Source organism: Citrobacter sp. Igbk 14 (genome assembly GCF_028069825.1).
Classification (GTDB): domain Bacteria; phylum Pseudomonadota; class Gammaproteobacteria; order Enterobacterales; family Enterobacteriaceae; genus Citrobacter.
Window position 1 is genome coordinate 61,040 of the sequence record NZ_JANEWM010000015.1, and the last position, 25,104, is coordinate 86,143.

The 25,104-nt window shown below is 52.3% G+C and carries 22 protein-coding genes; 8 read left to right on the forward strand and 14 right to left on the reverse strand.

What is annotated here, in order from left to right; translation table 11 throughout:
* Positions 1–132 precede the first annotated feature (132 nt).
* The 9 genes from recC to rppH all read right to left on the reverse strand — a co-directional run bounded on the left by recC (position 133) and on the right by rppH (position 10,090).
* Complete coding sequence (recC, locus tag NNN64_RS08230; protein WP_271441067.1) at positions 133–3,501, reverse strand: exodeoxyribonuclease V subunit gamma; 3,369 nt, start codon at positions 3,499–3,501, stop codon at positions 133–135.
* A gap of 12 nt (positions 3,502–3,513) precedes the next feature.
* Positions 3,514–3,837 (reverse strand): prepilin-type N-terminal cleavage/methylation domain-containing protein, encoded by a 324-nt coding sequence (locus NNN64_RS08235; protein ID WP_137382699.1) that lies wholly within the window; start codon positions 3,835–3,837, stop codon positions 3,514–3,516.
* A complete protein-coding gene (locus NNN64_RS08240; RefSeq protein WP_271441068.1) occupies positions 3,822–4,229 on the reverse strand; it encodes a DUF2509 family protein in 408 nt (135 codons plus the stop codon). The genes NNN64_RS08235 and NNN64_RS08240 overlap by 16 nt, the downstream gene beginning before the upstream one ends.
* On the reverse strand, positions 4,226–4,789 hold the full coding sequence (locus NNN64_RS08245) for a prepilin peptidase-dependent protein (protein WP_271441069.1): 564 nt from the start codon (positions 4,787–4,789) through the stop codon (positions 4,226–4,228). Before NNN64_RS08245 ends, NNN64_RS08240 begins: the two co-directional genes overlap by 4 nt.
* A complete protein-coding gene (locus tag NNN64_RS08250) occupies positions 4,780–5,250 on the reverse strand; it encodes a prepilin peptidase-dependent protein (RefSeq protein ID WP_271441070.1) in 471 nt (156 codons plus the stop codon). Before NNN64_RS08250 ends, NNN64_RS08245 begins: the two co-directional genes overlap by 10 nt.
* A 183-nt stretch (positions 5,251–5,433) precedes the next feature.
* Positions 5,434–6,228: a thymidylate synthase gene (thyA, locus tag NNN64_RS08255; RefSeq protein ID WP_005123418.1), complete on the reverse strand. Its 795-nt coding sequence runs from the start codon at positions 6,226–6,228 to the stop codon at positions 5,434–5,436.
* Positions 6,229–6,234: 6 nt separating this feature from the next.
* Positions 6,235–7,110 (reverse strand): prolipoprotein diacylglyceryl transferase, encoded by an 876-nt coding sequence (lgt, locus tag NNN64_RS08260; RefSeq protein WP_048213109.1) that lies wholly within the window; start codon positions 7,108–7,110, stop codon positions 6,235–6,237.
* A 190-nt stretch (positions 7,111–7,300) separates the two neighbouring features.
* Positions 7,301–9,547, reverse strand: coding sequence for a phosphoenolpyruvate--protein phosphotransferase (gene ptsP, locus NNN64_RS08265; protein ID WP_115642935.1), 2,247 nt, complete (start codon positions 9,545–9,547; stop codon positions 7,301–7,303).
* 12 nt (positions 9,548–9,559) lie between these two features.
* Complete coding sequence (rppH, locus tag NNN64_RS08270) at positions 9,560–10,090, reverse strand: RNA pyrophosphohydrolase (protein WP_003825602.1); 531 nt, start codon at positions 10,088–10,090, stop codon at positions 9,560–9,562.
* Between the two features lie 684 nt (positions 10,091–10,774).
* On the opposite strand from rppH, the gene mutH reads away from it, so the two are divergent.
* The 4 genes from mutH (at position 10,775) to NNN64_RS08290 (ending at position 13,771) form a co-directional block, all read left to right on the forward strand.
* Complete coding sequence (gene mutH / locus NNN64_RS08275) at positions 10,775–11,470, forward strand: DNA mismatch repair endonuclease MutH (protein WP_137382693.1); 696 nt, start codon at positions 10,775–10,777, stop codon at positions 11,468–11,470.
* A 74-nt stretch (positions 11,471–11,544) separates the two neighbouring features.
* A complete protein-coding gene (locus NNN64_RS08280) occupies positions 11,545–12,258 on the forward strand; it encodes a TerC family protein (protein ID WP_040232169.1) in 714 nt (237 codons plus the stop codon).
* A gap of 146 nt (positions 12,259–12,404) precedes the next feature.
* Complete coding sequence (ygdR, locus tag NNN64_RS08285) at positions 12,405–12,623, forward strand: lipoprotein YgdR (RefSeq protein WP_005123410.1); 219 nt, start codon at positions 12,405–12,407, stop codon at positions 12,621–12,623.
* Positions 12,624–12,730: 107 nt separating this feature from the next.
* Positions 12,731–13,771: an NADP(H)-dependent aldo-keto reductase gene (locus tag NNN64_RS08290; RefSeq protein WP_271441071.1), complete on the forward strand. Its 1,041-nt coding sequence runs from the start codon at positions 12,731–12,733 to the stop codon at positions 13,769–13,771.
* Positions 13,772–13,871: 100 nt separating this feature from the next.
* Here the strand turns inward: NNN64_RS08290 and lplT are convergent, their stop codons facing one another.
* Together lplT and aas are read right to left on the reverse strand one after the other, a co-directional pair.
* Entirely contained in the window at positions 13,872–15,065 is a 1,194-nt protein-coding gene (gene lplT / locus NNN64_RS08295; RefSeq protein ID WP_271441072.1) for a lysophospholipid transporter LplT, read from the reverse strand.
* The gene (aas, locus tag NNN64_RS08300; protein ID WP_271441073.1) at positions 15,058–17,217 is read right to left on the reverse strand and encodes a bifunctional acyl-ACP--phospholipid O-acyltransferase/long-chain-fatty-acid--ACP ligase; all 2,160 of its coding nucleotides are present in this window, start codon (positions 17,215–17,217) and stop codon (positions 15,058–15,060) included. The genes lplT and aas overlap by 8 nt, the downstream gene beginning before the upstream one ends.
* Before the next feature lie 597 nt (positions 17,218–17,814).
* Between aas and galR the strand changes: the two genes are divergently transcribed.
* Complete coding sequence (galR, locus tag NNN64_RS08305; protein ID WP_202037850.1) at positions 17,815–18,843, forward strand: HTH-type transcriptional regulator GalR; 1,029 nt, start codon at positions 17,815–17,817, stop codon at positions 18,841–18,843.
* Positions 18,844–18,865: 22 nt separating this feature from the next.
* Positions 18,866–19,867 carry a LacI family DNA-binding transcriptional regulator gene (locus NNN64_RS08310; protein ID WP_271441077.1) on the forward strand — a complete coding sequence of 334 codons (1,002 nt, stop codon included), beginning with the start codon at positions 18,866–18,868 and terminating at the stop codon, positions 19,865–19,867.
* 92 nt (positions 19,868–19,959) lie between these two features.
* On the opposite strand, the gene lysA is transcribed toward NNN64_RS08310, so the two are convergent.
* The gene (lysA, locus tag NNN64_RS08315) at positions 19,960–21,216 is read right to left on the reverse strand and encodes a diaminopimelate decarboxylase (RefSeq protein WP_271441074.1); all 1,257 of its coding nucleotides are present in this window, start codon (positions 21,214–21,216) and stop codon (positions 19,960–19,962) included.
* 117 nt (positions 21,217–21,333) lie between these two features.
* Between lysA and NNN64_RS08320 the strand changes: the two genes are divergently transcribed.
* Positions 21,334–22,269: a LysR family transcriptional regulator gene (locus NNN64_RS08320; protein ID WP_271441075.1), complete on the forward strand. Its 936-nt coding sequence runs from the start codon at positions 21,334–21,336 to the stop codon at positions 22,267–22,269.
* Here NNN64_RS08320 and NNN64_RS08325 read toward each other — a convergent pair.
* A complete protein-coding gene (locus tag NNN64_RS08325) occupies positions 22,241–22,948 on the reverse strand; it encodes an aspartate/glutamate racemase (RefSeq protein WP_271441078.1) in 708 nt (235 codons plus the stop codon). The two genes, NNN64_RS08320 and NNN64_RS08325, sit on opposite strands and share 29 nt — an antisense overlap.
* Positions 22,949–23,089: 141 nt before the next feature.
* Between NNN64_RS08325 and NNN64_RS08330 the strand changes: the two genes are divergently transcribed.
* Positions 23,090–23,416 carry a cupin domain-containing protein gene (locus NNN64_RS08330; RefSeq protein ID WP_271441076.1) on the forward strand — a complete coding sequence of 109 codons (327 nt, stop codon included), beginning with the start codon at positions 23,090–23,092 and terminating at the stop codon, positions 23,414–23,416.
* A 96-nt stretch (positions 23,417–23,512) separates the two neighbouring features.
* Here the strand turns inward: NNN64_RS08330 and araE are convergent, their stop codons facing one another.
* Positions 23,513–24,931: an arabinose-proton symporter AraE gene (gene araE / locus NNN64_RS08335; RefSeq protein WP_202037846.1), complete on the reverse strand. Its 1,419-nt coding sequence runs from the start codon at positions 24,929–24,931 to the stop codon at positions 23,513–23,515.
* Between the last annotated feature and the right edge of the window lie 173 nt (positions 24,932–25,104).

The following is a 25,104-nucleotide window of genomic DNA, read 5'->3' on the forward strand; positions in this document are numbered from 1 at the left end:
GCATTTAGCGCGGTCCGAACAGGGCAAGACTCTGTGCTGAACGCGTCAGCCTCTTCTCTTTGTAAGAATCAGTCCGTGACAGAAAGCGCATCATAGTGGAAGCCATCAAATTGCGCAATTTTTATACAATCGTCACGACTGATTAAATCGAAAAATCGGTAACAGATAACGCTGAGACTGTAAAACAATAGTCTCCAGAGTTTCAGGCTCCAGTTGACGCCACAGGCGTTGATACCAGATATCATCACCTTCACCACGTACCATCATATTGCCTTCATAGGCCTGCAAAAACTTACTGCGCGCTTTTTGCAACGTATCATCGTCATCTAACATGGCATCATTTACGGCGTCATAACAGGTTTTTATCCACGCCCCACCACTTTCCGGTAATACCAGTAGCGGTGATGACATGCCTTCCCGATATCCCTCAATAAGTTGCGACAGATACTGTAACGCCTGTTCAACTTCCAGCGGAGGGAAACGCCACTCACCGTCTTTACGCAAGAACAACCGGCTTTCTCCCGTGCCGCCACTGGCACAATAGACAAGATGTTCCAGCCAAAGTTGCACACCCTGCGAAACGCTTATCAGAGATGGGCGCCAGCGCAACAATCCGTCTTCCTGTACCTGCGGGAGCCAACCCGTAATTTGTACGCCATTACAGGTCAGATCAATTTCCATGCTTTGGCTGGGCTGACGACAGGCAATAATGCGCTCAGCCAGCGACTGCATCTCCTGGTGCTGTGTATCCCAGAGAATTTCGCCAAATGCACCATAGGGAAGCGACCCCGCAGCGCGGAAGCGGCGGAACAAACGTTCTGCATCGTGTTCTTCGACCAGCGTGTTAAGCAACTGCTGATTAAGCTGATAGCGGCTAAGCCCTTCAAGGATAAAGGGTTCAGTTTCCGGGATCTCGCTCTCTTCAGAGCGGAAATTTACCCTCAGGCGCATCTGGAAAAACACCCGCACCGGATGAGCCCAAAAGCGTTGTAGCGTTTCCAGCGTCAGGGTTTCAGGCATTTCAAAGGGGAGCGGCTGGACAAAGTCCGTATGCGCTTTACCTGACAGGCTTGCCGCAGGCAACCACTCGCGCGCATAACTTTGCTGCTCACCAGGCAGATAGTTTTGAGCATCAAAGGGCATACGGGTATGTAAACGGGTAATGTGCGCTTTTACTTTCGCTTCACTTTGATCGCTAGTGAGTAATTCATCGCCCGGCAAATAGTGGCTTTGCCCAATGTAATCCATAAGTTCCTGCACCAGCACCGACGGGAAGCGCTCACTGTTATCCTGGATTGAGCGGCCGATATAGCTGATATAGAGCGTTTGCTGCGCTGAAATCAGCGCTTCCAGGAACAGATAGCGGTCATCATCACGGCGGCTTCGGTCACCACGCCTCGGTTTTTGGCTCATCAGATCAAAGCCCAGCGGCGCAAGCTGGCGCGGATAAACGCCATCGTTCATACCAAGCAGACACACCACCTTGAAAGGAATGGAGCGCATCGGCATCAGCGTACAGATATTGACAGGCCCGGCCAGGAAACGCTGGCTGATTCGTTCCTGATCGAGTCGCTGTGCCAGCTCATCACGCAACAACGAAAGCGGTATGGCACCGTCATACTCGGCTCCCAAACCTTCGCCAATAATGGCCTGCCACTGCTGTTCAATCAGCGTCATCGCGGCTTCGGTATCAGCATCCGGCAGGAAGAAATCATTCAGCATTTCGCGACAAACAGGCAGCCACGCCGCCAACGGACGCTCTACTGCCAGCTCCCGGCGCCAGAGATTAAGCTGCATCAGCAGCGAGGCCAAATGCCCGACTAACTCGGCAATCAAACCACTGGACTCATCATAGGGCAATACCGACTGCCACTCACCTTGTGCGCTTTCCATCGCATAGCCCAGCAGCATACGTGTTAAACCAAATTGCCAGGTATGCTGGCCAGTTGGGGGAAGCGCGAGTTCGCGCACGTTGTCGTCGTCAATGCCCCAGCGAATTCCAGACTCATTGACCCACAAACGAAGATAGCGCAGCCCTTCTTCATTGATGTTGAAACGCGCAGCCAGCACAGGCACATCCAGTAATGCCAGCACATCCTCCGAGACAAAGCGGCTATCCGGTAGCGAAAGCAGGCTAATGAACGCCTGTAACACGGGATGAGACTGACGCGCCCGGCGATCGGAAATAGCATACGGCAGGTAACGGTCGGCCGGTGCACTGCCAAAGACAGCCTGAATAAATGGACTGTAGCTGTCGATATCCGCCACCATCACGATGATGTCGCGCGGCGTCAGCGTTGGGTCCGCTTCCAGCATTGCCAGCAACCGGTCGTGGAGTATTTCCACTTCGCGTTGTGGGCTATGACAGACATGGAACGTCACACTAGTATCATTCGGCTCAAGCAACCGTTTATTGTCGCTACGTGAATACTCCTCCAGACTGACTCCCGCCACAGCCCGACTGTCCAGCTCAAGAATATCTGACTGAATATTATGCAAAAGGTTATCAGGGATAATATCGACAAACGCATCCAGCTCCTGGCTGTTTTCCAGTTCCGAAAGCAGATATATGTAGTCACGTCCGAGTTTTCCCCATGAGGCCAACATCGGATTCCCCACATCCTGCTCACCATCGCTGTTAAACAGTCCTTCAGCATTCTGACTATCGCGAAACAGCGGTAAATGTCGTTCTTCAAAGCTATGCCGACGCTGACGCGCCAACAGTTTAGCCAGATAAGCGGGGTCTTTAATATCTCCCCAGTAGTAACGACAGGGATTGGTAAAAAGCAGATGAATATCAATGTGCTTACCCAGCGCTTGTAATGCCTGCAGATACACGGGCGGTAGCGCGGAGATACCACAGATAAAGACGCGCGAGGGCAAGCCTTGTGGGCAGTCAGACGTACTTTCCAGGGTCTGAATAAACCGCTGATATAAATTGGCACGATGCCAGCGTGGCTGTCCCAGTTCAGCCGTGTATTCCACCAGTGCTTTCCACAATGGCGCTTGCCAGGCCTGAGCATCCCCTAATCCTTCCACCTGCTGCCCCGCCTCCCACTGCGTCAGCCATTCAGGACGGTAGACTAAATACTGGTCGAACAAATCCGCGGCGCGTGATGAAAGCTGAAACAGCTTACGTTTGTCTGTGTCGTCGGTGAGATAGTGGCGTAACAGTGCGAACTCATCGTTATTCAGCAATTGGGGGAGCAGCGTCATCAGCTTCCAGCTCATGCTCTGTTTGCTGAATGCGCTTTCTTTTGGGATATCCGGCAATACGCGCACAAACATATCCCAGATAAAACTCGCTGGCAGCGGGAAATCAATGTTAGCGGCAATACCAAACTTCTGTGCCAGAGTCATTTGCAACCACTGCGCCATACCGGTGCTTTGAACCAGGATCATCTCGGGTTCAAAGGGGTCGTCCAGCCGCTCGCGCTCAACGATATATTCCATCAACGCTTCCAGCACATCCAGACGATTGGAGTGGTAGACCCTTAACATAGCGACTCCTGACTACTGACGATTTGGGCAGTGCAGTCGTGTCATCTGACCCTGCCTGCCCAGAGGGGAAGTAATTTTAACATTGATGCTGACACATCCCGCTACCGTTGTCTGCATTCGGTTAATTTGCCAGTTTAAAGGTGGTGAAAACACATGCAACTGTGTTTGCTGCCAGGCGTGATGCCACAATTGTTGATACTGGCTTCTGACTAAAAAGCTCTTCATCAGCGCCCGCTGATATCCCGAAAGCGCGGTCACGATCATAATCATCAGCACCATTGCCAACATCACTTCCGGCAGGCTAAAACCACGCTGTCTGTTCAGGGTATCAGACATAGCGCCAGCACCTTTAACGGGCAGAAATCGCTCCAGCCATGCGCTGAGAATTCGAGAGTACCCTCGATAATCATCCCCTGACGCCATAACGATATACCTTCATATTGCGCAATAAGCAGCACAAGATCGTCGTCGAGCACACGCAGGCAGACTGTCGCCCCCTGCGTGGTATAGCGTCGACACTGCGTTGCCATCTGCAAACTCCAGGGCTGCATACGTGCCCATTCCATGGCGGATTGCACCACTGCCTGATGTTGTAGCGACTGGCTTTCCGTTGCCACCCGCGACGCAAAACTCGCCTCCTGTCGGCTCACGCCTTGCAGCAACAGACTGCCGAGTACCAGGAGTAAAAGCACCATTGCAAGCGATGAAACACCTCGCTCACGGTTCACAGATTGAATCCTGTGACGCCATAGAATGCCTCAATGACCTTTTGAGGATCGGCGTTGCTTCTCCCGCGCAGGTGCAACGAAAGCACTGGCGCAAATCCGTTAATATTCAGGCGCTCCACCTGAAATACCTCAATCTGAATAGAATTCGGATCGGTCATTTTCTCCCAACCTTTTCCCACGCAGGTTGTTGCACCACGCAAGGTTTCCAGCACCTTATCTTGAACACGAAACCCAACGACATCGGCCTCCTTTGCCGGAGTATCTTCCCAGACACCGTTGCTGTTGGCATCCCAGCGTGCAATCACACAGTCTCCCGCGGCTGATATCATCAGCCCTTCTCCGATACAGTTTCCCCGACAATAGCCAGCCCGCTGGAGATGCTTCGCCACGGTATAGATCCGCTGCCAAAGCTCATCTTCAAGCACTCGCTGACGAGAGTTATGCAAAATCTCTCGCTGCAGCGCAGGTAAAAATCGCGCAGCACTGAGGAGTAAAATGCTGCTTATCACCATAGCGATAAGCACCTCAAGCAGTGAAAAGCCACGTTCACTTACCGACATTGATCCGCCTCACCGCGTTCGCAAAGCCTGATTCGTCCCCAACCAGACACCACCACACGCCATTCACCTGCAGCATTCTTCAGATAGATATGCCCGGCCCATGCGGTATTACGTAGGCCGAAAAAAGCCAGTGACGGCGTTATCTCTGCCATCTCGACATCAGCCCAGAGTGGCGTAAATATCAACGGTGAAACAGGCTGACACGAAGTTTGTGACGTCGCTGAGCTTGCCAGACACCATGTCCCCCCTTCGCGGAGCACGTTGATGACGTGATCACGATTGCGCCAGTTTGCATCTTCACGCAATTGCAGCAGGTAATCCCGCACCTGGCTGGCTGTTTGCCATAACCGCTGCTGTTGTTGCCAGCGCTGCCAACCGTACAACCCCGATGCGCCAAGCGCCGCGACAATCAGTATTGCAATCAGGGTTTCGAGAAGCGTGTAGCCTTGTTGTTTTTTCATGCCGCCAGTATGGCGTGAGAGAAATTAATAACGAGGGGGAAATTCAGCGTCTTCGGCAAGCTACGGAGAATATTTATCGCATTGCATCACGTTGCAAAACTTCAGGAATCAGCGCCGCAGAATGGAATGTAAGGTAAAAAAAACCGACGCGTAAGGCGCCGGTTGTGACAGGATTAACCCCGATCAGATAGCGACCGGTGCTTTAATGCCTGGGTGCGGATCGTAACCCTCAATTTCGAAGTCGTCGAAACGATAGTCGAAAATTGAATCGGGTTTACGTTTGATAACCAACTTCGGCAACGCGCGTGGCTCACGGCTAAGCTGCAGATGTGTTTGATCCATATGGTTGCTGTACAGGTGCGTGTCGCCGCCAGTCCAGACAAAATCACCGACTTCAAGATCGCACTGCTGCGCCATCATGTGAACCAGTAAGGCGTAGCTGGCAATATTGAACGGCAGACCGAGGAACACATCGCATGAACGCTGATACAGTTGGCAAGAGAGTTTGCCATCCGCCACGTAGAACTGGAAAAACGCATGACACGGTGCCAACGCCATCTTATCCAGTTCGCCTACGTTCCACGCGGAAACGATAATACGACGGGAATCCGGGTCGTTTTTCAACTGGTTCAGCACCGTCGTGATCTGGTCAATATGACGGCCATCCGGTGTTGGCCATGCACGCCACTGTTTGCCGTACACCGGACCTAAATTACCGTTCTCATCAGCCCATTCATCCCAGATTGAGACGTTGTTTTCATGCAGGTAGGCAACGTTGGTGTCGCCCTGCAAAAACCACAACAGCTCATGGATGATCGAGCGTAAATGGCAGCGTTTAGTCGTAACCAGCGGAAACCCTTCCTGCAGATTAAAACGCATCTGATGACCAAAAATGGAAAGCGTTCCGGTTCCGGTGCGGTCGTTTTTCTGTGTGCCTTCATCCAGCACTTTTTGCATCAGTTCTAAATACTGTTTCATGGTTCCTCAGGAAACGTGTTGCTGCGGGCTGCGACGATACGCCCAAACCATCATAATAATACCTGCGACAATCATCGGGATAGACAGGATCTGCCCCATGCTGATGTACTGGACCCATGTGCCGGTAAACTGTGCATCCGGCTGGCGGAAGAATTCAACGATAATACGAAATGCGCCATAGCCAATCAGGAACAGACCGGAAACCGAGCCCATCGGACGAGGTTTGCGAATAAACAGGTTAAGAATGATAAACAGCACAACCCCTTCCAGCGCCATCTCATAAAGCTGTGAGGCATGGCGAGGCAAAGAACCGTATGTGTCAAAAATAGACTGCCACTGTGGGTTGGTTTGCAGCAATAAAATATCTTCAGTACGGGAGCCAGGGAACAACATGGCATACTTGAAGTTCGGGTCGACGCGCCCCCACAGTTCACCGTTAATAAAGTTACCCAGACGACCTGCGCCCAAACCAAACGGAATCAGTGGAGCAATAAAATCAGAGACCTGAAAGAATGTACGCTTGGTGCGTTTGGCGAAGATAATCATCACCAGGATCACCCCGATAAGCCCGCCATGGAAGGACATGCCCCCATCCCAGACGCGGAACAGATACAGCGGATTATCAAGGAACAGCGGGAAGTTATAGAACAGCACGTAGCCAATACGCCCGCCGAGGAAGACCCCGAGGAAGCCTGCATAAAGTAAGTTTTCTACTTCGTTTTTGGTCCAGCCACTGCCTGGACGATTAGCCCGGCGCGTTGCCAGCCACATCGCGAAAATAAACCCCACCAGGTACATCATGCCGTACCAGTGAAGCGCGACGGGTCCAATTGAGAAAATGACCGGATCGAAATCCGGAAAATGCAGATAGCTACTGGTCATCTGTCACCACAAGTTCTTGTTATTTCGCTGAAGTCAGACAGCAATTGATAAGCGCGCCTGCATAATGCAGGCGCTCCAAAGGTGCGAATGATAGCACAAGGGGATCGCAGCGGATGCCGGGAAGATGTAAAAGATCTGTATAGGTAATCTTTACCCCCCGTATTGCCTGATGGCGCTACGCTTATCAGGCCTACAATCCTCCGCGAATCAATCCCCCCATGCCACGGCGCTCCATAAAGGCCGCCACCTGATGGCGTACTTCCGTCGCCAGTTGCGCTTCCAGGCTGCGCTGCGCCAGCGTTTGCGCTTCGTCAAAATCGATATGGCGCAGCAGGTATTTCACACGTGCTACAGAACGCCCGTTCATCGATAAATGACGGAAACCAAGCCCAATAAGGATGGTGACACACATCGGGTCGCCCGCCATTTCACCACACAATCGCAAATCGATGCCGCTTTTCTCCGCTTCCTGCGCAATCATCGCCAGCGCACGTAACATCCCCGGATGCAGGCTGTCATAAATGCTGGCAACGCGCGTGTTGTTCCGATCGACAGCCAAAATATACTGGGTCAGGTCGTTGGTCCCGACCGAGATAAAATCGATCCTGTTTGCCAAATGCGGCAACATAAACACCATCGACGGGACTTCCAGCATGATGCCAATGCGTGGTTTTGGGATCTCGTAGCCGATCATCTCTTCCACTTCGCGTCCGGCACGTTCTATCAGGCGTCGCGCTTCATCCACTTCATCAATACTGGTCACCATCGGCAGTAAAATGCTCAGGTTTCCGGTTGCCGCATTCGCACGCAGCATGGCGCGAACCTGGATCAAAAAGATCTCCGGTTGATCGAGCGTTATGCGGATACCCCGCCAGCCAAGGCATGGATTCTCTTCGCTGATGGGCATGTACGGCAGTTGTTTATCGGCCCCGACATCCAGCGTACGCAGAGTTACGGGCTTATCGTTAAACATCTGCAGCATGCCCTGATACTGCGCAACTTGCTCTTCTTCAGATGGAAAGCCGCTTTGCAGCATGAACGGGATTTCAGTACGATACAGCCCGATACCGTCAATTCGGCTACCTAACTTCTCTTCATGTTCCGGGCTTAGCCCCGCGTTGAGCATCACCTTCACGCGCTCGCCGCTTTTCAACTGCGCCGGTTGATTAACATCATCTTCCGCCAGGCGGCTCAGTTCGATCTCTTCACTAATGAGACGCTGATATTCCTGGATTAATACCGGCTCCGGATCAACCAACAGTTCGCCACGATAACCGTCCACCACCAACGTGCGGCGGTGCAACACAGACGGCTGGATATCAGCCCCCATTACGGTCGGGATCCCCAGCGCACGAACCATAATCGCCGCGTGAGAGTTGGCGGCACCATCCCTGACGACAACCCCTACCAACCGGTCCTGGGGAAGTTCCGCCAGCGTAGTGGCAGACAGCTCATCCGCCACCAGCACGAAACGTTCCGGCCAGGCATTCGGTCCCTGAACAGAGTCATCAAGATGGAACAGCAGACGCTGCCCCAAGGCGCGCAAATCCCCGGCGCGTTCTTTAAGATAGTTATCGCTTAGCGCGGCAAACTGTTCGGCAAACTTCTCAATGATCGTCTTAACCGCCCACTCGGCCACCGAGCCGTTATCCACTTCTGCAAACAACTCGCGGCGCAGACGGGTATCGGAGAGCAGGTGCGAATAGAGATCAAAAATTGCCGCTGTCTCTTTCTGTGCCCCGGCAGCAAAACGCTTACTGTAGCGGCGAAATTCATTCGCGGCTTCTTCCAGTGCGCCAGTCAGACGTTCACGCTCAAGCACCGGATCCAACGTTGAAGCCTGATACACCTGCTCCATCAGCGGCAGCGTGGCATCCTGCCAGCCTTCAGCGATCGCCACACCGGGTGCGGCAGGCAACGCGCGGATACGCGTTTGCCGGTATTGCCCAAATAGCGCGGTTAACTGCGACTGAGACAGAATAGCGGCCATCTGTGTGGCAAGCGTAACCAGAAAAGATTCTTCGCTTTCGTCGTACTGGCGCAACTCACGTTGCTGTACCACCAGGACGCCTAATAACTGGCGCCGCTGGATGATCGGTACGCCTAAGAACGCACGAAAACGTTCCTCTTTCACCGAAGGAATATATTTAAAGCTGGGGTGTTTTTGCGCATCGGCGAGGTTGATAGGTTCCGCCAGCCTGCCAACCAGGCCAACGATCCCTTCATCAAACGCCAGTGCAACAGTGCGACCGCGTGGTTTTTTAAGTCCTCGGGTCGCCATCAGGTAATAACAGCGTCGGTCGTGATCGGCCAGGTAGACCGAGCAGACCTCTGTATCCATCGCAAGACAGATGTCAGTAACCAGAATATTCAACGCCTCATTGAGACGTGGGGCACTGGCCACCTTTTCGACTATTTCGCGCAGGCGGGTGAGCATAATTTGCGTAGCTTAACCTCTTTTACGTCTGTACGCAGGTGCGCTTTGCGGCTTAGGAGTGCTCTCCTGAAGCGCCATCACAACACTTGCGAATTCTTTCATCACCCTGCGATAGACATCGCGTTTAAATGACACCACCTGTCGAACCGGATACCAGTAACTCACCCAGCGCCAGCCGTCGAACTCAGGTGTACTGCTGGTTTGCATATTGATTTCAGCATCGCTGCTGACCAACTGCAGAAGAAACCATTTTTGTTTCTGGCCGATACAAACCGGCTTTGTGTCCCAACGCACCAAACGTTTCGGTAACTTGTAACGCAACCAGTTACGAGTAGAAGCAAGGATCCGTACATCTTTACGACTCAGACCTACTTCTTCAAAGAGTTCCCGGTACATCGCCTGCTCTGCTGTCTCTCCTGCATTTATCCCGCCTTGCGGGAATTGCCAGGAGTGCTGACCAAATCGCCGGGCCCACATGACCTGCCCCTGGCGGTTACAAATTACTATCCCTACATTCGGGCGGTAGCCATCGTCATCAATCACCGGACTACCTCAACATAAACCTTATATACAAACGATTGTTTCACACTCCAGAGGGGCGGTAAACCACTCTGTTAAGGGCGCGATATTCTAATAACAATTGAATAACTCACAGCAAAGGGCCAAGTTATAAACAGAAGATACGCTACATAGGCGATTTTATTCACCTTTTCTGTGGATATAGTTGTGAAGAAGTACGGAATTACTATGGGAAAACCCGGAACAGTCTGAATAAGACATCCGTCACATAACAAAAATAGTCTTATATATTCATTAAGTTAAAAGCAACAACTGTAGCTAAACATGCAGAAATGTGATGTGCATCACGCATACGATCTCCGACCTGATGAAAGATCGACCAGCGTTGGTTTTATCCACAGATTATGCCAATAAGTTAGGCACAATTTGTGTGAAAATTCGATTTTCGTCGCACGTCAAGGCTGTAAATTGAAACAGTAGTGGGGGTTTTTCACAGTTATCCCATCTTTCTGTGGATAACATGGTGTAAGATCCTGTTCATTGTCAGTGACCAGAATTGGAAAACCCAGTTTTCTGTTGCGCAACACTTTACATAAAAATATAAAAACCACTATAAATCATGCAATTGGATAAAGCATGTGGAAAAAGATAAACTCTGTCCACACGGTATAAAATCATTGCTCATTTTTTAACCCAAGGGTAAACCTGATGCCAGAACTCCATCCATTGCTTTCGCCTCCTGAATCCGAAGCCCAGTTGCTGCACCAGGCACGGCAACTTTCGGGCTACACGCTGGGAGAACTGGCGGCGATGGCTGGACTCGTCGCGCCAAAGGATCTGAAGCGGGACAAAGGCTGGATTGGCGTGCTGCTGGAAATCTGGCTTGGGGCCAGTGCGGGCAGTAAACCGGAGCAGGATTTTGCCGCGCTGGGCGTGGAGTTAAAAACGATCCCTGTGGATAGCCTTGGCAGACCGTTGGAAACGACCTTTGTCTGCGTGGCTCCGTTAACCGGCAATACCGGCGTGACCTGGGAAACCAGCCATGTTCGACACAAGCTTAAACGCGTATTGTGGATACCCGTAGAAGGTGAACGCAGCATCCCTGTGGCTGAACGTCGCGTTGGCTCCCCGCTGTTGTGGAGTCCGAATGAAGAGGAAGATCGACAGTTACGTCTGGACTGGGAAGAGTTAATGGACATGATTGTGTTAGGGCACGTCGAACGTATCACCGCCCGTCATGGTGAAGTTTTACAACTACGCCCAAAAGCCGCCAACGCCCGGGCGCTTACCGAGGCTATCGGTGCCCATGGTGAACCGATCCTGACTCTGCCACGCGGATTTTACCTGAAGAAGAACTTTACGCGCGCACTGCTGGAACGGCATTTTCTATTCCAGGCTCAATAACACACCCTGACCTTTCGCCCGTCGCGTTACGCGCCTATAATTACCGCTTCTTTTTTTTGGCAGGACTTTGTTCGATGTTATTTGCATGGATAACCGATCCTAACGCCTGGCTGGCGCTCGGTACGCTGACGCTGCTGGAGATCGTTCTCGGGATCGACAATATTATTTTCCTTTCTCTGGTTGTAGCAAAACTCCCAACAGCACAACGCAATCATGCCCGACGAATCGGGCTGGCGGCGGCGATGGTGATGCGTCTGGCGCTGCTGGCATCCATCGCATGGGTAACGCGGCTTACTAACCCGTTATTCGAGCTGTTTGGCGAGGCGATTTCAGCGCGCGATTTGATCCTTCTGCTCGGCGGATTGTTCCTGATCTGGAAAGCGAGTAAAGAGATCCACGAGTCCATTGAGGGCGAAGAGGAAGGGCTGAAAACCCGCGTCTCTTCTTTCCTCGGCGCGATTGTGCAGATCATGTTGTTGGATATTATCTTCAGTCTGGACTCAGTAATCACCGCAGTAGGCTTGTCCGATCATCTGTTTATTATGATGGCAGCCGTCGTGATTGCCGTGGGTGTAATGATGTTTGCAGCCCGCCCAATCGGTGAGTTTGTTGATCGTCACCCTTCGGTAAAAATGCTGGCACTCTCTTTCCTGATACTGGTTGGCTTCACGCTAATCCTGGAAAGCTTCGATGTCCATGTGCCGAAAGGATACATTTACTTCGCTATGTTCTTCTCTATCGCTGTAGAGACTCTGAACCTGTGGCGCAATAAAAAAAATCCGCTCTGACAGATACTATCGCTCCCCGTATGGGGAGCGAATACTCCCTGCGCACCTTCCCCCTCTCACAGATTAAGATTTTACTGCTTTCGCCCTGCACAACTTCGCGTTATTACTAAACTAGTGTCAGACGCAGGCCATGTGAGGATAAGCAGATGAAAAAATGGGCAGTTTTAATTTCCGCCGTCGGGCTGGCTTTTGCCGTTTCCGGATGCAGCAGTGATTATGTGATGGCAACAAAAGATGGTCGAATGATCCTGACCGATGGTAAACCAGAAATTGACGATGATACCGGTCTGGTGAGTTACCACGATCAGCAAGGCAATGCGATGCAAATTAACCGCGACGAAGTCTCTCAAATCATTGAGCGTTGATGGTTAAGGTCAGCCACGCTGCTGGCCTTAACAATTTTGCTTCCCTTTTTCCCTTCCCTCAGCCATTTTTATAATCCTTATGTCGTGATTATAAAAAGGAAACGGCTATGCAATATCACCGTATACCCCACAGCTCGCTGGAAGTCAGTACACTGGGGCTGGGCACAATGACGTTTGGTGAACAAAACAGCGAAGCCGACGCACATGCACAGCTCGACTATGCCGTTGCACAAGGCATAAATTTAATCGACGTTGCCGAGATGTATCCGGTACCGCCTCGCCCTGAAACCCAGGGACTCACCGAAACTTACGTGGGCAACTGGCTTGCCAAACACGGCAGCCGCGAAAAACTGATCGTTGCCTCTAAAGTCAGCGGCCCGGCACGTAACAATGACAGCGGTATTCGACCGAATCAGGCGCTGGACCGTAAAAACATCCGTGAGGCACTACACGACAGTCTGAAAAGACTGCAGACCGATTATCTCGATCTCTATCAGGTCCACTGGCCACAGCGTCCGACAAACTGCTTTGGTAAGTTGGGATATAGCTGGACGGACTCCGCGCCGGTCGTTTCCCTGCTGGATACGCTGGACGCGCTGGCAGAGTTTCAGCGTGCAGGTAAGATTCGTTACATCGGTGTTTCCAACGAAACGGCGTTTGGCGTAATGCGTTACCTACATCTGGCAGACAAACATGACCTGCCGCGTATCGCCACTATCCAGAACCCGTACAGCTTGCTAAACCGCAGCTTTGAAGTTGGACTGGCCGAAGTGAGCCAGTATGAAGGCGTTGAGCTACTGGCCTACTCGTGCCTTGGTTTTGGCACCTTAACCGGTAAATACCTGAACGGTGCGAAACCTGCTGGCGCGCGCAATACGCTGTTTAGCCGTTTTACGCGCTACAGCAGCGAGCAAACGCAAAAAGCGGTAGCTGCCTATGTGGATATCGCCAAACGCCATAACCTTGATCCCGCGCAGATGGCGCTGGCCTTTGTTCGTCGTCAGCCGTTTGTCGCCAGCACACTGCTGGGCGCAACGACGATGGAGCAGCTAAAAACCAACGTTGAAAGCCTGCATCTGGAGTTGAGTGAAGAAGTACTGGCGGAGATTGAAGCGGTGCATCAGGTGTATACCTATCCTGCACCGTAACAGTTAGCGCCTGATGGCGCTACGCTTATCAGGCCTACAAAGTGAGCGTCCTGTAGGCCGGATAAGGCAACGCCGCCATCCGGCAACAGCATACAACAGACTAATGGCGGCGCTGCCAAATCCACAGCGCCGTAATCGCCAGGGCAAACAGCGCACCAAATCCAACGCCAATGGCTACCGCAGGAATACCCACCAACACCGCCAGTGAGTAGATACCGAGCATCAGCAACATCGCGCTGTTTTCACCGAGGTTTTGCACCGCTATCGCATTACCCGCACCGACGCTTTTCTTGCCCCGTTCCTGCAGCAACGCATTCAACGGCACCACAAAAAAACCGCCCAACACGCCGATAAGCATCAGTAAGGCATAAGCTGGCAACAGCGCATGCTGGAGCGAGAAAACCAGGACTACCACGCCGATCAGGATCCCCGCAGGCATGCAACGCGACACCGTTTCCAGCGTCACCAGTTTTGCTGCCGCACCGGCACCCACAACAATCCCGATAGCCACCATAGCGTTAAGATAGGTCGGTGTGGCGTTATCGGTAATGCCCAACGCCACCGGCACCCACAACACCAGAAGAAAACGCAGTGTGACGCCCGCGCCCCAAAACAGGCTGGTTCCGACCAACGAGAAACGTGTTTCGCCGTTACGCCACAGCGAAGAGGCGGCACAGAAGAAACTGCGCGTCATTTTCCCCAAATGCCACGACTGACCGGGGCGAGCCGCGGCCAGTTTCGGGATAAACAGGTTAGCCACCACAGCACCAGCATAAGCCAGGGCGCAGGCGGAAAGCGCAGCAATGACATGCCAATCGGCCAGCACACCGCCAGCAACAGAACCCAGCAAGATAGCGGCAATGGTGGAAGCTTCCATCAGACCGTTGGCTTTCACCAGCTTGTCGCCGGTCGTCAGCTCACCCAGGATGCCATACTTGGCCGGAGAATACGCCGCTGCGCCAATACCCACCAGCGTATACCCCAGAAACGGGTTAAAGCCGAAACAGATACTCGCCGCCCCCAGCAGCTTGAGACCGTTGGCGAACATCATCACTCTGCCTTTCGCAAAGCTATCCGCGACCTGCCCGACAAAAGGAGCAAACAGAATGTAAGCACCCACAAACACCATTTGCAGAATTGGCTGGCTCCAGTCCGGGTAGAACTGCGCCTTGAGCAAAGCCAGGGTAGCAAACAACAACGCGTTATCGCCAAACGCTGACAAAAACTGCGCGGCGATAACGGACATCATCCCTTTGGACCAGATTGAAGTGCTAGTGTGTACTGACTCACGCATGTTGTTTTTCCGGTTCATCAACCCAGCTTTTCAGCGTGACAAAATCTGGCTTACCGCTGCCGAGCAGAGGGAGTTGTTTCAGGTGGCGGATATCACGCGGTACGGCAAGCTCTGGAATGCCGTGGATGCGCGCATACTGGAGTAATTTTTCACGGGTCAGCTCGCCGTCTGTAGTAAACAGCACCAGCGCTTCCCCTTTACTGGCATCGCTCTTGATAGCTGTGGCATGCATTTTGTCAGCAGATACCGCCAGCGCCAGTTGTTCAACCATTTCCAGTGACACCATCTCACCGGCGATTTTGGCAAAGCGCTTGGCGCGCCCCTGAATCTGTACAAAGCCATTTTCATCAAAGCGCACGACATCACCGGTATCGTACCAGCCGTGCTCTATCTGGCCCTGGGCATTTTCTGCGGTTGGGACTTCCAGTACACCCGGCTTTTCGACGCGCAGATAGCCGCTCATAATATTAGGGCCTTTCAGCTGTAAACGCCCGCCATCTTCAATACCAGGAACCGCCAACAGTCGGGCATCCATACCAGGCAGAATGCGCCCTACCGTTCCCGATTTCGCAGCCATTGGTACGTTAATCGACACCACAGGCGCGCACTCCGTCACCCCATAGCCTTCAAGAACGCGGAGACCGAATTTCTCCTGCCACAACTGTTTCGTGCTGTCTTGCAGCTTTTCGGCTCCGGCAACAACATAGCGCAGACGGTGGAAATCATAGGGATGAGCAAACCGCGCATAATTGCCGAGGAACGTTGAGGTACCAAACAACACGGTGCAGTTACGGTCATATACCAGCTCAGGAACGATGCGGTAATGCAGCGGACTGGGGTACAAAAACACTTCAGCACCGGTCAGCAACGGCGTAAATAACCCTACCGTCAGGCCAAAGGAGTGAAATAGCGGCAATGCTGACATAAAGCGATCGTCGGCGGTGAAATCGGCAATCGTCTTAATCTGTTCGACGTTCGCCAGAAGGCTCTTATGGCTGTGTACGACACCTTTCGGGTGGCCTTCTGATCCCGAGGTAAAGAGGATCACCGCGGCCTCTTCCGGCTGCTGTTTCACCTGTGCCAGGTGCGGAGCCAGCAGATGTGAAAAAATCCACAGCTTATCGCCAAAGGTCACATCGGCCTTCAGGTCTTCCAGGTACACCCAACGCACCTGAGTAAGTTGTTCCGGCAAATGCCAGAGCTTGCCTTTATCGAGAAACTGCCGGGAGGTAAAAATGGTTTTGATTTCTGACGCGGTAATGGCGCTGGTTAACCCCTTCACACCCGCGGTGTAGTTCATCATGGCCGGGATACGTCGACGCGCAATAGCACCAAAAATAACCGCCGCGCTGATACCCGCATTTGGCAGCATCAGGCCAATTCTTTCCCCCTCGGCGCTGTATTTTTCCAGAATACGTGCGACAAACAGCGTTTTCGTCAGCAGTTTGCGATAGCTGTCCGGCGTGAAATTAATATCTTCAATGCAGTTTTTGCCTGCGCCAAACCGGTATTTTGCCGCCAGCAGAGACTCGTATAACGTTTCACGCGGGCGGACGGCCATACGCGCTTCCATCATAATCTGTTGCAGCATTTCACCGGCCATTTTGCGACGATCGCGCGCGCGCGGCGCTTCCGGCATCGGCAATGACGTTGGCGGTAGGATATGGATGCTGATTTGCGGGAAGAATCGCTGTTTAACCAGACCTTTCAGACGGCTGAAATGGGTCAGTTCCGCGCCTTCAATACGCACAGGCACCACCGTCGCCTTTGATTTTGCGGCAACAAACCCAGCACCGTCGTAGATTTTCATCAGTGAACCGCTGGTCGAAATACGCCCTTCCGGGAAGATAACCACCGGACGGCCCTGTTCAACCAGGCGTACCAGATGTTTAATCGACATCGGTTTGGTTGGGTCTAACGGTACGAAATCAATCAGTGGAGTGAGCCAGCGCATATACCATTGCTGACTAATAGAAGTATAAACGGCAAACACAGGGCGAATCGGTAAAAAGAGCGCCAGCAGGATACCATCGATAAATGAGACATGGTTAGGCGTGATTAAGACACGTTCTCCCCGTAGCACGCTGATATCGCCCGTGACGCGAACACGAAAAAGTACGCGAAACAGCTTACGAAAAAAGCCAAATAGCATCTCAACTCCCTGTGCCATTAATTATATAAACATCAATGATGGGAGAGTATACGAGTTGGGGAATGGGCGCGACAGGTAACGGGTAAATAGAGTCCGAAAAAAAACCTGCGCATCCGCGCAGGTCGGTGCAAGAGACAGGTACGAAGTGCGTACCGAATAATCTCACCAATCAATACCTCTGGGATCTTGATTGTGGTCGTCACCGCGCCGTTCCGCCAGTTGGAAAACGCAAAGGAATGAACCCAAGTGCAACGAGTTGTGTAAATTATCGGTTACTGTTACAGATACGCTGAACGCAAAAAAAAACCTGCGCATCTGCGCAGGCTGGTGTAAATCTTGTGATCAACCCGAAAGTTGATTTCACCTATCAATACCTCTGGGATCTCAACTTTATCAATCCGCTCTCTCCCCTCACCAGCGAACAATCGCAACAGCACATCGCAAAGTGTAAGCAAAGGTTTTCATTTTCAATTTTCTGTCTTACTTCGCTCGTGTCCGCTCACATTTGCGACGTCCTGACGGGCAATCTGCTTGAACAGACAGCCGTTTTCCGTAACACTGACGGGATGTAAGCGTTTACCCACAACAGGTACTATCATGGCGACCATAAAGGATGTAGCCCGACTAGCTGGTGTATCAGTCGCCACCGTTTCTCGAGTGATCAATGACTCCCCCAAAGCCAGCGAAGCATCGCGTCTGGCTGTAATGAGTGCAATGGAATCACTCAGCTACCACCCCAACGCCAACGCGCGTGCGCTGGCACAACAATCTACTGAAACCGTCGGTCTGGTAGTAGGTGATGTGTCCGATCCATTCTTTGGGGCAATGGTTAAAGCTGTCGAGCAGGTGGCCTATAACACCGGTAATTTTTTACTGATTGGCAATGGCTACCATAACGAACAAAAGGAACGTCAGGCGATTGAGCAACTTATTCGCCACCGCTGCGCAGCCCTCGTGGTCCACGCTAAAATTATCCCGGATGCCGAACTGGCATCATTGATGAAACAGATCCCCGGTATGGTACTGATCAACCGAATCTTACCGGGATTCGAACAACGCTGCGTTGCGCTGGACGATCGTTACGGTGCGTGGCTGGCAACCCGTCATCTTATTCAGCAGGGCCATACGCGCATCGGTTATCTGTGTTCCAACCACAGCATTTCAGATGCGGAAGATCGTTTGCAAGGCTATTACGACGCGCTGGCGGAAAGCAATATTCCGGTAAACGATCGACTGGTCACGTTTGGCGAGCCCGATGAGAGCGGCGGCGAGCAGGCAATGACTGAGCTGCTTGGTCGCGGCAAAAACTTCACGGCTATCGCCTGCTATAACGACTCAATGGCGGCGGGCGCTATGGGTGTGTTAAACGATAATGGCATTGATGTACCGGGCGAAATCTCGCTGATTGGTTTTGATGATGTATTGGTTTCACGCTACGTGCGCCCACGGCTGACGACGGTACGCTACCCTATCGTGACGATGGCAACCCAGGCCGCCGAGCTGGCGCTGGCGCTGGCCGAAAAACGTCCGGTCCCGGAAATCACTCACGTCTTTAACCCAACGCTGGTACGTCGGCATTCCGTTTCAGCGCTGACAGAGCCGGGAAATTCTTCGTCAAACGATTAATCAGGATTGCGTCATGACAACGATGTTAGACGTTTCACGACATGCTGGCGTATCGAAAGCGACCGTTTCACGCGTACTTAATGGTACGGGGCAGGTTAAAGAAAGCACGCGCCAGAAAGTCTTCAAAGCCATGCAGGCGTTAGATTATCGGCCTAATTTTTTAGCCCGCTCACTGGCAAACCGCACCAGCAACAGCATTGGTTTGGTGGTGTCTACATTTGATGGATTCTACTTTGGTCGTTTGCTGCAACAGGCATCGCGCCAGACGGAATCTCACGGCAAACAGCTGATTGTCACCGACGGCCATGATACACCAGAGCGTGAGCAGGAAGCTGTTCAAATGTTGGCCGACCGACAGTGCGACGCCATTATTCTCTACACCCGCTACATGAGCGAAAAAGCGATTATGTCGTTGATGACCCGCATTGATATGCCATTGCTGGTCATTAACCGCGACGTCAGCCAGGCCCGCGACCGTGCGATTTTCTTTGAACAGGAAGACGCGGCGTTTCAGGCCGTCGATTACCTCATCTCGCAAGGACATCGTGATATTGCCTGCATCACCGTCCCCGGCCATACGCCAACCGGTAAATCCCGGTTGATGGGATATCGTAAGGCGCTGGAAAAAAATGGTATTCCCTGGGAACCCGCCAGGGTCAAATACGGCGATTCAACGATGACCAGGGGCTATGAAGCCTGTCGTGAACTGTTAGATGAAGGGGTGAAATTCAGCGCACTGTTCGCCTGTAACGATGACATGGCGTTAGGTGCATCGAAAGCATTACATCAGGCTGGACTAAAGATCCCCGAGGATGTTTCGTTGTTTGGTTTTGATGATGCGCCCAGCGCGAAATGGCTGGAGCCAGGACTCTCCACCGTCTATCTGCCTATCGATACCATGATAACCACGGCAATCGATCAGGCTATTCGTCTGGCTAATGACGAAGACGTAGAGCCCATTCCACCGTTTACGGGCACCCTGGTGTTGCGTGACTCCGTAATGCCTGGACCGTACTTTAAGTAATCAGAGGCCGGATGGTGACTTCGCCTTATCCGGCCTACAGACCCACCGTTAATTTCATAGGCCAGATAAGCGTAGCGCCATCCGGCATGCAATCAGATAAGCTCCAGCGCCAGTAGCTCTTCAATGGTCTGGCGACGACGAATCAGTCGCGCCACGCCGTTATCAAACAGCACTTCCGGTAGCAGCGGGCGGCTATTGTAGTTCGACGACATCGATGCGCCATACGCACCGGTATCATGCAATACCAGGTAATCTCCCGGCACTACCGCAGGTAATAGACGGGTTTCGACTTTGCCACCTTCCTGTTGGGTAAAAACATCGCCCGATTCGCACAGTGGGCCGGCAACCACCGTCTCAATCTGCGCCGCATTATCCAGCGAGCGGCCATCCCCGGCCAGTGCGGAGATATGGTGATAGCTGCCGTACATTGCTGGCCGCATCAGATCGTTAAAGCCAGCGTCGATCAACACGAAGTGACGACTGCCCATCTCTTTCACACTGCGCACCTGCGCCACCAGAACACCCGCTTCCGCCACCAGAAAGCGTCCTGGCTCGATCTCAAGCTTCACCGGATGCCCCAGATGTTTGGCTATTTGATCGCGTGCCGCGCTCCACAAACCAAAGTAGTGATCGGTGTTGATCGCCTCTTCTCCTTCGCGATACGGGATCGACAAACCTCCGCCCGCAGATATAGCGTCCAGATCCTGACCTAATTCAACAACCTGACGCACCATCGCGCCACACACTTGCTCCAGATGGCCGTAATCCACACCGGAACCTATATGCATGTGAATGCCCACCAGTTTCAGCTGATAACGCTGAATCACCTCCAGTGCTGCCGGAAGGTCGCTATACCAGATACCGTGCTTGCTGTTCTCGCCGCCGGTATTGGTTTTCTGGCTATGCCCGTGACCAAAACCTGGGTTGACGCGCAGCCATACACGATGCCCTGGCGAAACCAGGCCCAACTGTTCCAGCATATCAACCGACCCGGCGTTTACAGGAATACGTAGCTCATGCACCCGGGCCAGCGTCGCCTGGTCAATCATATCGGCGGTAAAGACGATTTCATCATTCTCCGGCACAAAACCTGCCGCCAGCGCACGTTCAATCTCACCCAGCGAGACTGAGTCCACCTTCACGCCCTGCTCACGCATCAGACGCAAAATATGAATATTCGAGCAGGCCTTTTGGGCAAAACGCACCACGTCAAATTGACTCAGTTTGGCTATCTGCGCGCGGATAATCTGCGCATCGTAAACCCATACCGGACAGCCGAATTCGGCGGGCAGACGCAGCAGGTTATCTGCGGTCAGGTCAGTATCAGTGCTGTTGAGTGGGCGTGGCATGGTGTGCTCCGGTATTGGCTTTTTTATGATTACGCCACAGCACGAAGAGAATAAAAAATATCGTTTTATCGCGAGTCTATGCAAAAATGATATGGGATGTTTATTTGAGGATCGACAATGCCCGCCGTTAACTTACGCCACATTGAAATTTTTCACGCCATTATGACAGCAGGCAACCTGACGGAAGCCGCACGGATGCTGCATACGTCGCAGCCTACCGTCAGTCGCGAGCTGGCAAGATTTGAAAAAGTTCTGGGGTTAACACTGTTCGAACGTACGCGAGGTCGGCTGCATCCTACAGTGCAAGGTCTACGCCTGTTTGAAGAGGTGCAGCGATCCTGGTATGGCCTGGATCGGATCGTCAGCGCCGCCGAAAGCCTGCGTGAATTTCGTCAGGGTGAGCTGTCGATTGTCTGTCTGCCCGTGTTCTCACAGTCCTTTTTACCTCCGTTGCTACACCCCTTCCTCACCCGCTACCCGCAGGTTAACATTCAGATTGTGCCGCAGGAGTCGCCGCTGCTGGAAGAGTGGCTATCAGCACAACGTCACGATCTCGGGTTAACTGAGACCCTGCATACCCCCGCTGGGACTAAACGCACTGAGTTACTGTCGCTGGATGAAGTGTGCGTGCTGCCGCAGGGACATCCGCTAACCGGGAAAGCAGTATTAACACCGCAAGATTTTCAGGGGGAAAACTATATCAGCCTGTCGCGCACCGACAGCTATCGCCAGTTGCTGGATACCCTGTTTAATGATCATCAGGTCAAGCGCCGAATGGTAATAGAAACGCACAGTGCCGCATCAATTTGTGCGATGGTGCGTGCCGGCGTGGGGATCTCAGTAGTGAACCCGCTGACCGCACTGGATTACGCAGGCAGCGGGATTGCCATCCGGCGTTTTAGTGTTTCGGTACCTTTTACCGTCAGCCTCATTCATCCACTGCATCGTCCGGCATCCGCGCTGGTTGATGCTTTTACGGCACATCTACAGGACCATCTCCACCGGCTTACCGATCCACTGGATGCTATTTTGCAGTCTCAGGTGAAAGCATAAACGTCACAGCATCCTGCGCATGGATCGCCGCGGTATCGAAGACCGGCAACGGGCTCATTTCAGTAGGAACCAGCAGGCCAATTTCGGTGCAGCCGAAGATCACCCCTTGTGCACCCTGACGAGCCAGTCGCTCAATCACGCTCAGGTAGTAATCACGGGACGTTTCGCTAAATTCACCAAGGCACAGTTCCTCGAAAATAATCTGGTTTATTTTCTGTCGGTCATCAGCGTCAGGGATTAGCGTGCTAATGCCAAATTCCGTCTGTAAACGCCCACGATAGAAATCCTGTTCCATGGTGTAACGCGTGCCCAACAGCGCGACGTTACTCATCTTCTGCTGTTGTATGGCCCGCCCCGTTGCATCAGCAATGTGCAAAAACGGGACATCACAGGCCGTTTCAATGGCCTCGGCCACTTTATGCATGGTGTTGGTACACAACACAATCCCTTCAGCACCCGCTTGCTGTAGCCCCACCGCAGCCTGCGCCAGAATCTCCCCTGCCCGCTGCCAGTCACCGTTCGACTGACAAACTTCAATCTCATGGAAATCGACGCTGTGCAGCAGAATTTTCGCAGAATGTAGACCGCCCAGACTCTGCTTAACCCCTTCATTAATCAGACGATAATAGGGAATAGTGGATTCCCAGCTCATTCCGCCTAACAGACCGATCGTTTTCATCATTTGCCCTTATTCGTGGTTGTCCTCCCAGTGAACCAAAGATGTGATCAACTTTCCACATCTGTCGGCGCACATTTCCTTTTTTTATTTTCTGATATAAATTTAATGAAATGATGTTTCATTTTATTGCGAGAATACCGAATGTTTATTTTTCATAAAGAAACCACGCTTGAAGATCTGGGTAACGGCGTTACCCGGCGTATTCTGGCTCACGATGGCAAAATGATGGCAGTGGAAGTGAATTTCGAGCAGGGCGCAGTTGGCCCGATGCACAACCACCCGCATGAACAACTCACGTACGTTTTATCGGGTGAGTTTGAATTTACGATTGGGGAAGAAAAGTATGTCGTCAGTGCAGGAGACACCCTGTACAAGCAACCCAATATCATGCACGGCTGCGTCTGTTTAAAGCCGGGGACATTGCTTGATACCTTCACCCCGGTGCGTGAAGACTTCCTGCAGGCGTAATCTCTCTATTCTCAAACCTTGTTCTACAAAAATGCCGGGTATCGCTTACGCTTACCCGGCCTGCACGAGACGTCATCCGACACTGCGTCTCACTATTTACACCCCAATATCTCTTAGTTTCTCGCCAGCCATCAGCTTGCGCTCGATGTGTTCCAGCGTGACGTTTTTGGTTTCAGGAATAAGCCAGAATGTAATACCGATAAAGACGACGTTCAGTGCGGTATAAAGCCAGAACGTACCCGCGGCGCCAATACTGTCGAGCAACGTCAGGAAGGTTGCGCCGATAATCATGTTCGACACCCAGTTCGTGGTGGTGGAACAGGTGATGCCAAAATCGCGACATTTCAGCGGCTGAATCTCAGAACACAGGATCCACACCACCGGTGCGGCGCTCATTGCATAACCGGCGATACACATCATGGTCATGCCGACTGACAGCCAGGAAAGCCCACTGGATGCGGTGCCGTTATCAAACTGCATCAGGCAATAGCCGAGGACCAGGGTCCCAATGGCCATCACGCTGAAACCAATTTTCAGCGCCGGTTTGCGCCCGGCTTTATCTACTGTAAAAACAGCAATAAAAGTCGCGAACATAAAGGTTAAGCCAACGACTAACGTCGCAATCATCTGCTGTTCAGTGGTGGTAAAACCGGCCATTTTAAAAATACGCGGCGCGTAGTACATAATGATGTTCATCCCGGTGAACTGCTGCATTGCCTGCAACAACATGCCGAGGAAAACCGCGCGCCGTACGTTACGGTTAATTTTAAACAGTGCCCAACCGCCCTGCTTCAGCTTCAGGCTTTCACGAATTTCGTTCAGCTCATCACGGGCCTTTTCTGAGGTATCACGCAACATGCGTAATACTTCTTCTGCTTCAATATGGCGACCTTTCTCTGCCAGCCAGCGCGGGCTGTTAGGCAGGAAAACGACCAGAACAATCAGCAATACTGCCGGGAGCGCCAATACGCCCAGCATAGCGCGCCAGTTACCGCTGTAGCTAAACGCGGTATCGGATAAAAAGGCCAGCACAATGCCCAACGTAACCATCAGTTGATACATACTGATCATCTTGCCACGCACATTCTCACTGGCCATTTCAGACAAGTAGAGTGGCGCAGTGTAGGAGGCGATACCTACGGCAACGCCCAGTACCACGCGGGCAACAATGAGCATTTCCACGCTGGAAGCCAATGCCGACCCCAGGGAACCCACGACAAACAGGATCGCCCCGGCCATCAGGCTGTATTTGCGCCCCAGTCGGAATGACAACCAGCCGTTAAACAGCGCACCAATTGCCGCACCCAGCATCATACTGCTCACCACCCACTCCTGCAGACGGCTGGTCAATACAAAGTGATCGGTGATAAAAGGCAACGCGCCGGCAATTACGCCGATATCGAGACCAAATAACAACCCTGCGACAGCCGCAGAAATAGAGACAAACAAGTTCATACGTCGCGTATCGCGCTGCGTACGCGGTGTTAAAGCAGCTTCATGATTAATTGAGACCATTTTTTCCTGCCAGATACAGAGTAAGCCATGTCGATGAAAGTAAGGGATCCCTTGCAGGAAGCGTCAGGCGGGAAACGGCAAAAACATGGATGAAATTGCTGCACCACATCGTTATGTGATGGATATTCCAATTTTAAAATTTACCGCTAATTACTCAATTAAATTTAATACAC